This window comes from Arthrobacter sp. KKT183 (assembly GCF_055657625.1).
Map to the genome: position 1 here is coordinate 2,964,032 of NZ_CM145770.1, position 12,576 is coordinate 2,976,607.

Below are 12,576 nucleotides of genomic sequence, written 5' to 3' on the forward strand. Positions count from 1 at the left end.
CGTCCCCACGAATCTGCCACTCCCCGGCGCTTTTGGCTCGGGCGTGCGCGTTTTAGCGCGTTGGCTCGCGTTCGAGTGCGGCTTCATGCTCCTCGTGGGCACGGGTAAGGAGTGCCTTGAACTCGGTCTCGTTCCGGATATAGCGCTTGTACTTTTCCGGCTGCTTCTTGAGCATTGCCTCTTCGGCGCACATCTTCTCGAAGATACGCTCCCGCTCGTTGATGTCTGTCTCGTAGTTGAGGTCGAGGTACTCGATGGCGTGGCGCCGGGCACCGGAGATGAGGGTCTTGGCCTTCCCCTTCGGGCTCACCAGGGAAGCAATGACCGTCACCAACAAAATGCCGAGGATCAGGCTGAGGGAAAGCCCGGTGGAAATTTCCACCACGTTGACCGGCTGGCCATCGTTGATGAACGGGACGTTGTTCTCGTGCAGCGCGTGCAGCATCAGCTTCACCCCGATGAGACCGAGGATCGCGGCGAGGCCGTAGGAGAGGTAAACCAACCGGTCCAACAGCCCATCAAGAAGGAAGTACAACTGGCGCAACCCCATCAGGGAGAAAGCGGTGGCGGTGAAGACGATGAAGACGCTCTGCGTCAGACCGAAGATGGCGGGGATGGAATCAAGCGCAAACAGGATGTCCGTAGCGCCGATGGCCACCATCACCAGCAGCATCGGGGTAAGGACCTTCTTGCCGTTCTCAACCGTGAAGAGTTTGTCGCCGTCGTAATGTTCCGTGGCTGGCAGGAACTTGCGCGCCATCCGGACAATGAAAGTCTCTTCCTCCTCCACGTTTTTCGGCTTGAGGATGTTGCCGGCCGTGATCAGCAGGATGAGGCCGAAGATGTAGAACACCCAGGCAAAGGAGTTGATCAGCGCGGCACCGAGAAAAATGAACCCGGTCCGTGCGATCAGCGAAAAGACGATGCCGAACAGGAGCACCTTCTGCTGGTCCGCCCGCGGCACCTTGAACGTGGTCATGATGATGAGGAAGACAAACAGGTTGTCCACGGAGAGTGCCTTCTCCGTGATGTACCCGGCGAAATATTCCGTGCCGTACTGGGGACCGGCAAAGATCAGCACTCCCACGCCGAACAGCACCGCGATGCCCACATAGATGGCGGACCAGACGCTGGCTTCCTTCAGGGACGGGGTGTGCGCCTTGCGCACGTGGAAGAAGAAATCGAAGAGAAGCAGCCCCACAATTCCTGCGATCGTCAGAATCCAGACAAGTGTGGGCACTTCCATGCGTATATCTCCTCGACAGTGGGCTGTAACTTCACCGTAGTTCCACGTTCAGCACCCCTGCAAGCAGTTCAGCTACCGGTAAAAGTCCTGTACCGGTCAAGACTGGGCTGCGGCAATGATGCGATCGAATGCTGCATCAAGTTCGAAGTCAACCTGCTGACGGTTGGGATCGGCGTCATACCAGGCGACAATCTCACGCGCGCCGAGGGCGAACGGGGTTGTGCAGATGAAGTCCGGCACTAATGCCTTGATCTTGGAGTTGTCAAAGATCACAGAGTGTGACTTGTCGCCGAGCAGCTGGGAACCGAGGTCCGGAAGGTGCGCGGCGATAGTCTCGGACGCGACATGGACCAGCTCCGGTTCCGGCGCTCCCGCGGCCTCCGCGAACAACTGGTAGATCCGGTTCCAGGTCAAAAACTCGTCAGAGGTGATGGTGAAGCTGTCCCCGATCGCCTGCGGCAGTCCAAGCAGCCCGACAAATGCCTTCGCGAAGTCAGTGCTGTGCGTCAGCGTCCACAGAGAGGTGCCGTCACCGTGGACCAACACCGGCCGTCCCGCCCGCATCCGTGCGATGTCCGTCCAGCCGCCTGCGATGGCGATCTTCGTGTGGTCGTACGTATGTGACGGCCGCACGATGGTGACGGGGAAGCCGCGCTCCCGGTACTCAGCCACCAGCAGGTCCTCGCAGGCAATTTTCTCCCGCGAGTACTGCCAGAACGGGTTGCGCAGCGGAGTGGACTCACGAATGGGAAGGGCTGCCGGCGGTTTTTGGTATGCGGAGGCCGAACTGATGAACACGTACTGGCCGGTTCGCCCGGTGAACAGTTCAATATCGGCAGCGATGTGGTCGGGGGTGAAAGCCACGAAGTCGACGACGACGTCGAACGTGCGGTTACCGAGCGCAGCACGGACTTCGTCCGGCTTCCGGATATCGGCGGTCAACACTTCCGCTCGCGATGCCACCGGGCGCTCGGTGGTGGTTCCCCGGTTCAGGACGGTGACAGAGTAGCCCTGCGCGAGCGCCCGGTCGACGACGGCGGTGCTGATGACGCCGGTCCCGCCGATACAGAGAATCTTCACGCGGACCTCACCACGCGTAATCCTCGGGCGCGGTCTTGTGGCCCGGGAAGATGTCATCGAGCGTGGACAGGGTGTCGTCGTCGAGCTCTATCTCAAGCGCACGCAGGCCGCCGTCGAGCTGTTCCTGGGTTCGTGGGCCGATGATCGGCGCCGTGACGGCAGGCTGCGCAAGGAGCCAGGCAAGGCCCAGGTCCGCCGGCGAGTGGCCGAGCTTCTCAGCCAGATCCTCGTAGCGCTGAATCTGATCCCGGTGCTTTTCAAGGGTGTCGGCGGCGCGGCCCTCGAGACGGCGGACGCCTTCATTCTCCTTCTTCAGGACACCGCTCAGCAGCCCGCCATGCAGCGGCGACCAGGGGATGATGCCAAGCCCGTATTCCTGGGCGGCAGGTAGAACTTCGAGCTCCACGGTGCGGGTGAGCAGGTTGTAGATGGACTGTTCGCTGATGAGGCCCGTGTAGTTGCGGCGAGCAGCGGCCCCCTGCGCCTGGGCAATGTGCCAGCCGGCGAAGTTGCTGCTGCCGGAGTACAGGATCTTGCCCTGCTGGACGGCAACCTCGACGGCCTGCCAGATCTCGTCCCAGGGCGTGTTCCGGTCGACGTGGTGGAACTGGTAGAGGTCGATGTAGTCGGTCTGGAGACGCTTCAGGCTGGCGTCGAGCGCGCGGCGGATATTCAGTGCGGACAGTTTGCCGTTGTTGGGCCACTCATCCATGTCACCGTAGAGCTTCGTGGCCAGCACCGTCTTCTCACGGCGTCCCCCACCCTTTGCGAACCAGCGCCCCACAATCGCTTCGGTGCGGCCCTTGTTCACGCCCCACCCGTACACGTTGGCGGTGTCGAAGAAGTTGATCCCGGAGGCATGGGCCGAATCCATGATGGAGTGTGAGTCCGCTTCTTCGGTCTTGGGCCCGAAGTTCATGGTGCCGAGGCACAGGCGGGAAACAGACAGGCCGGAGCGGCCAAGGTGGGTGTACTGCATCAGGAAAAGTTCCTCTCGGGATGAACGTGCGGGAATCCGCTTTCCATCCTGCCAAGCTCGGCGCGCGTGCGCTAGGGGGTAACTTTTGCGCACCTCCGGTGACTTGGAGCGCTGGCGGGCCCGCCGGATCTGCGCAAAAGTTCCCCGGCGCCTAGGATTTCACCCATGACTTCTTCAAACCCGCTGCCCGTGGCGCTTATTACCGGAGCCTCCCGGGGCATCGGCCGCGCCATTGCCGATGAGCTCGCGCCCACCCATCACCTACTGCTGGGCGGTCGTGACCGCACGGCCTTGGACGCCCTCGCGGCGTCCTACCCGTCCGCGAAGCCCTTCGCCGTGGATGTGCGGGAAGTGACGGAAACCGACGTCGCCGGCATCGACCGCCTGGATGTCCTGGTGCACTCCGCCGGGGTCCTGCAGATGGGCGCGGTTGCTGATCTCGATGACGAGACGTGGCGAACGAGCTTCGACATCAACGTCTTCGCCGTCGCAAAGCTGACCCGGCTCCTGCTGCCTGCCCTCCGCGAGGCCCGCGGGCAGGTCATCGCGATCAACTCGGGTTCGGGCTACAGCTCCGGCGCGGGCTCGGCTGTCTACAGCGGCACCAAGTTTGCCCTCCGCGCGCTCACTGACGCCCTTCGGGAAGAGGAGCGGCCCAACGGCGTCCGGGTGTCCTCGATCCACCCCGGACGGGTGGCGACGGACATGCAGGCCGAACTTCACGACTTCGAGGGCAAGGAGTACTCCCCCGGTGCCTGGATCCAGCCGGCTCAGGTGGCCAAGGCAGTGCGTCTTGCAGTTGACGCCTCGCGTGATTCGGCAGTGGAGTCGCTCAATATCCGTCCCTCGGGAATGGCATGAGCACGGTTCGGCTCACCGCGACGGTGACGGGCGAGGTCCAGGGCGTCGGCTTCCGCTACCGCACCCGGCAGCAGGCGGAGCAGCTCGGGCTGGTCGGTTCGGCCACCAACCGGCCGGACGGTTCGGTGCTGGTTGTTGCGGCCGGACCGTCGTCAGCCGTTGAACAGCTGCTGAAGTGGCTGCGCTCCGCGGATGCTCCCGGCCGCGTTAAGAAGGTGGAAGCGGACCTGCACGACGACGGCGCCAGCGGACTCACAGGCTTCGTCACGGACTAGCGGCGGTCACCCTTCAAGCCTGCGGGGCATCCCGAACTGGGTCTGCACGCCCGGCGAATAAAGCACCGATTCCGGAGGACCCTCCACTGCCAGGCCTGCAGCCTGCACCAGGGAGTCATCCCAGTGCTGTAGTACCGCGCTCTGAAGCGGCCACGGCGTATGGGTGTTGGGGATGTAGAGGGTCCGGCCGGCGAACCGCGAGTGCAGGCCAAACCGCGCGGTCAGGTGGACGGACAGCGGATCGGCGGCAACGCTCCCGGTGGGCAGTACGGAGAAGGACGACGACGCGCCCCGGAACCTGTCCACTGAGTAGCCGGTGCCGTCCGGGCCGTGCCAAGCACGGCAGCGGGACCAGACGTACGGGATACCTGCCGCCCGGGCGCCAAGCACCACGGCCAGCCGGGACGCGTCGAGGGTGAGGAAAACGACGCCGCGAACGCCGTTCCGGTCCCGCGAGTAGAGCCGTACATTCACTTCCGTGAACGTACCGAAATACGGCACCGGCACCCCGTGTCCAAAACCTGCTCCGCGCATGCGGAAGCCGATGAGCCCCACCCAGGAGTCGCCGTCGTGCTCGTCCGGATCTGTTCCCGCGGGCATGAAGCGGGCCGCCGCGGAGGATGGAATGCGCCAGTGGAGGAAGACGGCATGGCCCCAGAACTGGTCCATGACCGCGGGCGTAAGCAGTGGCGGGGGCTCCGGCCACCGCGGAGCAGGGGCGCAGAGATCAGACATGGGTTATCGGCACGTCTCCCCCGCCATCAACCTGGGCCTTTCGCCGGCGGAGGCGATCGAGCGCTGTCATGACGGGCGTTGCCGTGATTCCGTGCAGCACAACGGAAAGCGCCACGACGAGGCCGACGAAACCCCAGACTTCGTTCGCTTCGGCGTCGAAATCACCGTTGCTCAAGCCGTACCCGAGGTAGTAGAGGGAACCAATACCGCGGACTCCGAAGAACGCGAGCGCCACTTTCTCCCGCGTACCCGTCTGGCCGCCGAGGAGTCCAAGGAATCCTGCCAGAGGCCGGACAAGGATCAGGAACGCGAGCGCAAGAACGACGTCGGTCCAGCCGATGGTTTCGAGAAGCCCCCTCGCGATAGCCCCGCCGAGCAGCACCAGGATGACCACGGACAGCAGCCGTTCGAGCTGTTCCACGTAGCTGTGCAGCACCCGGTGGTACCCGTGGTTGCGCTCCGCCGAGCGGATGGTGATGGCGCAAACGAAGACGGCGATGAAGCCGTACCCCTCGAACGTTTCGGTCACGCCGTATGCCAGGAACGTCGCAGCGAGCGCAACGAACCCCTCGGAGTGGGTGGACAGCCGGAACGATTCCGCGCGGGAGGAAAAGAAGAGTCGGCCCAGGAGCTTGCCCGTTCCGTAACCGAGCAGCACACCGAACCCGATGCGCCACAGGACGTCGACGAGGAACCACTGCGGGAACCAGGCGCCGGGTGCGGCCCCGACGAGGCTGATGGTGATGGCGAGATAGACGAACGGGAAGGCCAGGCCGTCATTGAGGCCGGCCTCGCTGGTCAGCCCGAAGCGGACCTCATCCTCGCGGTCGAACCCTTCTTCGCCGTCCGCGGGCTCACCAACCTGCACTTCCGAGGCCAGGACCGGGTCAGTCGGAGCCAGCGCGGCGGCCACCAGGATTGCACTGGCCAGCCCAAGTCCCAGGAACACGTAGCCAAGGACTGTGAAGACGAGGATGCAGATCGGCATGACGATTCCGAGGAGCCGCCAGGTGGTGGACCAGGACCGCCAGCCGGGAGGCCGGTCGAGGGCCAGGCCCGCACCCATCAGGGAGATGATGACGCACACCTCGGTGAAGTGCGTGGTGACCACCTCATACTTCACCGGATCGGGTGTAGGCAGGTACGGGATCAGCGCGAAGGCCAGGACCCCTGCGGAGAGAAAAACCATCGGCATGGAGATCGGGACACGGCGCAGCAGACGCGGAAGCAACGCGGCAGCAAAGACGATGATGCCGAGCACCGTATAGATAATGCTGGGTCCCTCAAAAAGCTTGAGCACTCTGGCTCCTTCTCGCATGGATGTTGCCTAAAGATACTCGGGCAGAAGCTCTTCGTCGCGGGCAGCATCCCCGGATGGGATACTAGTGCCCATCTCGCTACCGCCGGGGGGCTCATGGAATTTCTCGACACGACCACGGTGCGTTTTGTCTTCGCTGTGGTTGCTGTGACGCTGCTGGGCCTCTTCTACTTCGTCACCTTTCAGCGCACGCGCTCGATCTACAGCGCCTGGTGGTGCGTTGCCCTCGCCCTGTTCCTCACCGGGTCCGCGGCCTACCTGCTGGATGGAACGGCTCACCAGGTCTGGGCCAACCCCACCGGGAACGCCCTGCTGGTGCTCGGCGTGGCCAGCGTCTGGGCCAGCGCCAGAACGCTGCGCGCCCGCCCTGCGCCCGTGTGGCAGCTTCTCGCCGGACCGGCGGTGACCCTGCTGGTCTCGGCACTGGACAGCCCGGCTACGAACGACTGGTCAGGCGGCCCTGTGTTCCTCGCCTTCATGTGCCTGTTGCTGGCCCTGGCTTCCGTGGAGCTCTGGGGTATCAAGCGCTCCTCCAGCAGGGTCACCAAGTCCCTGGCGCTCGCCGCCGGCCTTCTCGCCGCTTACTACCTGGGGCGATGGCTCGTTTTCCTGGCGGAAGGACCGGACGGACCCACTTTCACTACCTACTTCGATTCCGCGATCACCACCCTCATCACCCTGGTACTTCTGGTTGTGGTCTCCTTCAGCATGGCAGCGCTCAGTAACGAGCAGGTGACCCATGACCTTCACCTTCGCGCTACCCGGGACGGGCTTACCGGCCTGCTCAACCGTTCCGGATTTGCGGATCTGGCGTTGAACGAGCTGAACCGGATTCGCGCTAACGGGACTCCCGGCGCCCTGGTGCTGGCAGACCTCGACCACTTCAAGGCCGTCAATGACACTCACGGGCACGCCGCAGGAGATGGAGTCCTCCAGGCGTTCGCGGATATCTGTGTGGCCACGGTGCGCTCCACCGACCTGGTGGGCCGCCACGGCGGGGAGGAATTTGTCATCCTGCTGCCCGGTGCGGACTCGAACCGTGCCGAAGCGATCGTGAACCAGCTCAGCGCCCGCTTTGCACGTGCCACCTTCGCGGAGGGATTCGAGCCGCCGACCGTCAGTTACGGCATCGCTGCGATCAACTCGGAATCAACAGACCTTGCCGCAGTCCTCGCAACCGCGGATGCCGCCCTCTACGAGGCCAAGTCACTGGGCCGGAACCGGGCTGTCCAGGGCCCTACCGGACGGAAGTGACAGTGTGGGTTCACGCAAAACTTCCGCCGCCACTCCTGCCACCGCACTGCTGAACCGGCTGGGCATCCCGCACCGCACCCTGAGCTACGTGCATGACCCTTCGTCTGAACACTACGGAACCGAGGCCGCCGAGAAGCTGGCGGTTGACCCCGCACGCGTCTTCAAGACGCTCATGGTGGACACCGGCACCCAGCTGGCCGTCGCCGTCGTTCCCGTCAACCGCCTACTGAACCTCAAAGCAATGGGCGCCGCGTGTGGAAGCAAGCGCGCCGCCATGGCGGACCGCGCTGCCGCTGAACGGCGGACAGGGTACGTGCTCGGCGGAATCTCACCACTGGGACAACGGCACCGCAGCCCGCTGGTGCTCGACGAATCCGCGCTTGCCTTCGAAACGATCCTCGTCTCGGGTGGCCGCCGCGGATTTGAGATCGAGCTCGCGCCCGCTGACCTCCTTCGTGCAACTGACGGTACGACGGCGGCCCTCGCCTCCGCTTGACCGCCCGTACTAGTGTGGGTTCAGTTGTCCCCATCCCCAGCAGACGAGAGCACCTGTGCATAGTCAGGGCATATTGGCGGTCGTGAACGCGTCCGCCGGAACCGCATACCGCCGCAGTGTCGATGCCGTTGCCTCCTTCCTTGCCTCCGCTTCCGCACGGCGGGGCACGTCCTTTGAACTTGCCCGCACTCAGGACCTGGACGAGTTGGATTCAGCCCTCGGAAGCCTGGACGGCAGGCAGCTGGTGCTGCTGGGCGGCGACGGCTCGGTCCACGCCGCGATCCAGTGCCTGCACAAGACCGGCACACTGGCCTCCGCCGGGCCCATCGGCATCATCCCCGTGGGTACCGGAAACGACCTCGCACGGTCACTGGGAATTCCGCTCGATCCGCTGCAGGCTGCCGAGTGTGTGATGTCCGGGCCGGCACGCACCATGGAGCTGCTGGTCAGCGAAGACCGTGTTGCCGTCAATGCTGTCCACGTGGGGATCGGCGCGGATGCCGCGGCCAAGGGCGCTGACCTCAAGAAGAAGCTGAAAAAGGTGAAGGCCGGGAAGCTCGGGTACCCGCTGGGTGCCGTCGCTGCGGGGTTCAGCTCTCCCGGGCAGCACCTTAGCGTGCGGGTGGACGGTGAACTGTTGCATGACGGAGCCAGGCCGCTGCTGATGGTGGCCCTCGGCCTGGGCGGCACCGTCGGCGGAGGCGCCCGGCTCATCCCGGACGCCAACCCGCATGACGGGCTTGTCGACGTCGTGCTCTGGGAGTCGGTGGGTTCCGCTGCACGGGTGGGGTACGCCCTCGACCTCAAGAGCGGCGACCATGCGCGGCGCACTGATGTGCGGATCGGGCGCGGGGAGACTGTTGAAATCACCGCGGTTGACGGCAATGGATTCAGGGTAAGCAATGACGGTGAATTGTGGGGCCCGTTCCCGCACCGCCGGTGGGATGTCGTGTGTGACGCCTGGCACGTCATCGCCCCGCAGTAGCATGCGCCTTTCAGTAGCACCTGCTCCGCAGCAAACAGCACTGAACTCCGGGTATTGCCGCAGCGCTCACGAAGTTCACTCAAGGTTTCCACAAGAGTGGCGGAGCACTCTATCTCCATGGCAAACAGCCCAGTAGGCTGATTGTCAGCCACCAGCAATTTCGGGCCCCTCGCGGGCACCTGGCGAAGGCTGATTGTTCGGATTCCTCCCCGGGGTTCGGTCGTAACGGACCTTCATCAGGGGAAACATATGGGGAGTTACCAGTGAGTGAAGTCAGGCCGGCATCGGGCCACAGCGTTCTGAGGAGCCGTCGTCGTGCGGTTCGGTCTGGTGTGAGCGTTTGCCTTGCTCTGGCTGTCATCTACTCCTTTGGCTATCCCGGATCCACACCGTTGACCTCCGGTGCGGGTGCAACCGGCACCGTGCTCGCCCAGGGAGCAGGAAGTTTCTCTGACGCCATCGTTCCGGTGACCGGGTATGTGGGTGAGCAGCAGCTCGTGGGTCCAGGGACAGCGTTGCCTTTCGGCACCACGGATTCGCTGGTACCGGGGCGTGAGGTTCCCGGCGCGCAGGAGTCTTCACGGGCCACGGCTACCGCTGACAAGAGGTCATCGGTTGAGTCCCTCAGCTCCACGCCGCGCCCTCGCAAGGGCATGCTGATCTCTCCCTTGCAGTTCCTGACCCCGAGTTCGCCGTTCGGTCTTCGAACCAGCCCCATCACCGGGGAGCACAATGAATTTCACTCCGGCCAGGATTTCGCGGCACCCTGCGGAACCCGCGTCTTTTCAGCGGATGCCGGTGTTGTCCGTGCCGCCGGTTGGCATCCCTGGGGCGGCGGTAACCGCGTGGAGCTTGACCACGGCAACGGCCTCGTCACCACTTACAACCACCTGGAGGGGATCGGGGTGAAGGCCGGAGACCGCGTGGGAGCCGGGCAGGTCATCGCCACGGTAGGCACCACCGGCTGGTCCACCGGGTGCCACCTGCACTTCGAAACCATCCTCGACGGCGGTCACACTGATCCGGACGCCTGGAAGCTGATTCCGCTGGACGGCAGTGGCCCGGTTGAGATGCCGAGCCTGGTCAACTTCACCCCGGGGACCGGCAACGGGAACGACGACGACACCGCTTGGGTTGCCTACCTCGCTACCGCTACGGCTTTTGAGCCGGTTGCTTTGAAGTCGCCTGCACGTGTGGATGCGGAAGTGGCGGCTCAGGGGCCGCGGGCGAGCGGCAAGGCACTTTCCAGCACCAAGTCCTCGAGTAGCAAGTCCTCCGGCGGCACGTCTACGAGCAGCGCTTCTTCGGGCAGCACGTCTTCGGGCAGTAAGAAGGCTACACAGCCCTCGGATACGCCAAGTACGTCGGTTCCCGGAACGTCAACAGCGCCTTCCAAGCCGGGCACGCCGTCGGGGACGCCTTCCGGGACTCCGTCCAAGCCGGGCACACAGCCGCCTTCGACGACGACTCCTCCGCCTACAGAGCCTGGAACGCCGCCGGCCACCGACCCCGGCACGCCGCCCGGAACTCTCGATCCAACGCCGCCGAACACGCCCGTTCCGACGCCGCCCGTGGATCCTGTAACGCCGACGCCTCCACCTGTGGATCCGGTGACGCCTGATCCGACTCAACCCGCTGACCCAACTCCACCGATGGATCCCACACCCCCCGTGGACCCAACGCCTGTCATCCCTGATCCGGCGCCCGCCGATCCACCGCCGCCGTCTACAGACCCCGGCACCCCACCTCCCGCTACTCCCCCGACAGTCTCGGTGACCGATCCACTGGAGGCTTGCGATCCCGCAATCGACCCGGAGTCCATCATCGTCGACCCGATCACCAAAGAGTCGGTACTTGATCCGATGACGAAGGAGCCGATCACGGCTGCGGAACTGTGCGCTTCGGTCTCCGTTACACCAACGCCCGGAATCACCGGGACAGAGCCTGCACGGGAAGCCGATCCAGGTTTGACCACCGCGCCATAGGCCAGCAAACCATAACGCGAGGTACCGGTCACCGCGCCGTGCCACCATGTACAGCACAATATGAGCCCCGGAAACTTCTGGGGCTCATATTGCGTCAGGACCGTTCCGTCAAGATCCCAGGGCGATATTGGTCCCAATATTGGCCAAGTTCGCCAATCAGTTGCTTGCCCCAAGTAACGTCGTGATTTCCCCCCCCTCTCTGAGACCCCCGGAGGTTCACGACCATGGGAAAGCCCTTCCCGTTTCATGCACGACTCGCACGGCGGGCGCCGCCCCTTGCAGTTGGTACCGCCCCTCGCAGTTGGCCCCGGGCCGCAGTTGGTTCTGCGGCCAGCAGTTAGTACCGGTCAAACGGACTCCGCGCTGCTGAGGGAGCGTAGTCTCGGTAGTAGGAAGCTTTCCGCCATGGCGATTTGCATCCTACGGGCAGGGTGCGCATCGAGTGGCCTGCCGCAAGTCGGGGTAGTTGCTCTGGCGCTTGTACAGAATTGAGGCCGTATGGCCCCCGACCGCGACATCTCCGACAGTGAAAAGCTACAGGCTCTGCTTCTTGAGAGCCCGGGCTTCACAGAATTTCTGCTCGGTCTGAGCACCATTTCCGCTTCGCTGTTCAACCAGGACGTCCCAATGCACTGCGCCATCACGGTGGAGCGCACCGGCGGGCCTACCACCGTTGCCAGCAGCAGCGCCCTGGCCCAACGCCTGGATGAGCAGCAGTATGCGTTCGACGACGGACCCTGCCTCACCGCGCTGCGCACAGGTCACACAGTTTTTATCCCTCGACTCGCGGACGACCCACGCTGGCGGCGATATGCTCATGCGATTTCCGGCGAACAGATCCGGTCGGTCCTTGCGGTTCCGATAGTTACAAACGGTTCCTCTGCCGCTGCCCTGAACTGCTATTCCCGGGATCTTGCTGGGTTCGATGCCGCAATGATTGCGTCTGTGAAAGAGCACGCGGCGTCGATATCCACCATTCTTCAGCTGGCTCTGCGCGTCCACGAACCGGAACACTATCCTGACGACCTGTATGACGTACTGAGATCCCGCGCGGTGGTCGATGCAGCCGTGGCGCTCGTCATGGCTCAAAACCGCTGCAGTCGCGAAGCAGCAATGCTGATGCTGCACGTTGCTGCGCGGCACCACAACACGCGGGTACAGGGCATCGCTGGTGAGCTTCTGGGGAAAGCCAGGGCGACGTCGCTGATCAGCCGCACCGCGAATCAGCCAGGCTGACTCGTACGGCACAGGCAGGAAGGCGCAAGGTTTCAAGAATGAGCCGAGCACGGGAAGATGGTATTCGAGGTTCCGATCAGAAAGGGTTCCGGACGTGGAAGTACAGGGTTGCACCTTTCTCCAACC

The 12,576-nt window shown here is 64.0% G+C and carries 12 protein-coding genes; 7 read left to right on the forward strand and 5 right to left on the reverse strand.

From position 1 onward, the window contains the following. Positions 1-52: 52 nt before the first annotated feature. The 3 genes from ACZ2GY_RS14105 to ACZ2GY_RS14115 all read right to left on the reverse strand — a co-directional run bounded on the left by ACZ2GY_RS14105 (position 53) and on the right by ACZ2GY_RS14115 (position 3,305). The gene (locus ACZ2GY_RS14105) at positions 53-1,246 is read right to left on the reverse strand and encodes a TerC family protein (RefSeq protein ID WP_277357415.1); all 1,194 of its coding nucleotides are present in this window, start codon (positions 1,244-1,246) and stop codon (positions 53-55) included. 96 nt (positions 1,247-1,342) lie between these two features. Next, positions 1,343-2,326, reverse strand: a complete 984-nt coding sequence (locus tag ACZ2GY_RS14110; protein WP_471672172.1) for an SDR family oxidoreductase — start codon at positions 2,324-2,326, stop codon at positions 1,343-1,345. Positions 2,327-2,333: 7 nt separating this feature from the next. Next, positions 2,334-3,305, reverse strand: coding sequence for an aldo/keto reductase (locus ACZ2GY_RS14115; RefSeq protein ID WP_471672173.1), 972 nt, complete (start codon positions 3,303-3,305; stop codon positions 2,334-2,336). Between the two features lie 165 nt (positions 3,306-3,470). On the opposite strand from ACZ2GY_RS14115, the gene ACZ2GY_RS14120 reads away from it, so the two are divergent. Continuing rightward, positions 3,471-4,166 carry an SDR family oxidoreductase gene (locus ACZ2GY_RS14120; RefSeq protein WP_277357418.1) on the forward strand — a complete coding sequence of 232 codons (696 nt, stop codon included), beginning with the start codon at positions 3,471-3,473 and terminating at the stop codon, positions 4,164-4,166. Continuing rightward, positions 4,163-4,441 (forward strand): acylphosphatase, encoded by a 279-nt coding sequence (locus ACZ2GY_RS14125; protein WP_471672174.1) that lies wholly within the window; start codon positions 4,163-4,165, stop codon positions 4,439-4,441. Before ACZ2GY_RS14120 ends, ACZ2GY_RS14125 begins: the two co-directional genes overlap by 4 nt. Positions 4,442-4,447: 6 nt before the next feature. Here ACZ2GY_RS14125 and ACZ2GY_RS14130 read toward each other — a convergent pair whose 3' ends face one another. After that, positions 4,448-5,176, reverse strand: coding sequence for a YqjF family protein (locus ACZ2GY_RS14130; RefSeq protein WP_471672175.1), 729 nt, complete (start codon positions 5,174-5,176; stop codon positions 4,448-4,450). Continuing rightward, entirely contained in the window at positions 5,169-6,476 is a 1,308-nt protein-coding gene (locus ACZ2GY_RS14135) for a cation:proton antiporter (protein ID WP_346027385.1), read from the reverse strand. The genes ACZ2GY_RS14130 and ACZ2GY_RS14135 overlap by 8 nt, the downstream gene beginning before the upstream one ends. A 114-nt stretch (positions 6,477-6,590) precedes the next feature. On the opposite strand from ACZ2GY_RS14135, the gene ACZ2GY_RS14140 reads away from it, so the two are divergent. The 5 genes from ACZ2GY_RS14140 to ACZ2GY_RS14160 all read left to right on the forward strand — a co-directional run bounded on the left by ACZ2GY_RS14140 (position 6,591) and on the right by ACZ2GY_RS14160 (position 12,450). Then, a complete protein-coding gene (locus ACZ2GY_RS14140) occupies positions 6,591-7,748 on the forward strand; it encodes a GGDEF domain-containing protein (protein ID WP_277357422.1) in 1,158 nt (385 codons plus the stop codon). Positions 7,749-7,752: 4 nt separating this feature from the next. Further along, complete coding sequence (gene ybaK / locus ACZ2GY_RS14145; protein ID WP_471672176.1) at positions 7,753-8,244, forward strand: Cys-tRNA(Pro) deacylase; 492 nt, start codon at positions 7,753-7,755, stop codon at positions 8,242-8,244. Positions 8,245-8,326: 82 nt separating this feature from the next. Then, positions 8,327-9,229 carry a diacylglycerol/lipid kinase family protein gene (locus tag ACZ2GY_RS14150; protein WP_471672177.1) on the forward strand — a complete coding sequence of 301 codons (903 nt, stop codon included), beginning with the start codon at positions 8,327-8,329 and terminating at the stop codon, positions 9,227-9,229. A 332-nt stretch (positions 9,230-9,561) separates the two neighbouring features. Continuing rightward, a complete protein-coding gene (locus ACZ2GY_RS14155) occupies positions 9,562-11,214 on the forward strand; it encodes a M23 family metallopeptidase (protein ID WP_471672178.1) in 1,653 nt (550 codons plus the stop codon). Positions 11,215-11,712: 498 nt separating this feature from the next. Beyond that, positions 11,713-12,450 (forward strand): GAF domain-containing protein, encoded by a 738-nt coding sequence (locus ACZ2GY_RS14160; RefSeq protein ID WP_471672179.1) that lies wholly within the window; start codon positions 11,713-11,715, stop codon positions 12,448-12,450. The last annotated feature ends 126 nt before the right edge of the window (positions 12,451-12,576 follow it).

What these genes read in the sequence shown, in the direction of transcription:
- ACZ2GY_RS14105 (WP_277357415.1), bottom strand. Translation starts at nt 1,246, where the DNA reads ATGGAAGTGCCCACACTTGTCTGGATTCTGACGATCGCAGGAATTGTG.
- ACZ2GY_RS14115 (WP_471672173.1), bottom strand. Translation starts at nt 3,305, where the DNA reads ATGCAGTACACCCACCTTGGCCGCTCCGGCCTGTCTGTTTCCCGCCTG.
- ACZ2GY_RS14120 (WP_277357418.1), top strand. Translation starts at nt 3,471, where the DNA reads ATGACTTCTTCAAACCCGCTGCCCGTGGCGCTTATTACCGGAGCCTCC.
- ACZ2GY_RS14125 (WP_471672174.1), top strand. Translation starts at nt 4,163, where the DNA reads ATGAGCACGGTTCGGCTCACCGCGACGGTGACGGGCGAGGTCCAGGGC.
- ACZ2GY_RS14130 (WP_471672175.1), bottom strand. Translation starts at nt 5,176, where the DNA reads ATGTCTGATCTCTGCGCCCCTGCTCCGCGGTGGCCGGAGCCCCCGCCA.
- ACZ2GY_RS14140 (WP_277357422.1), top strand. Translation starts at nt 6,591, where the DNA reads ATGGAATTTCTCGACACGACCACGGTGCGTTTTGTCTTCGCTGTGGTT.
- ACZ2GY_RS14160 (WP_471672179.1), top strand. Translation starts at nt 11,713, where the DNA reads ATGGCCCCCGACCGCGACATCTCCGACAGTGAAAAGCTACAGGCTCTG.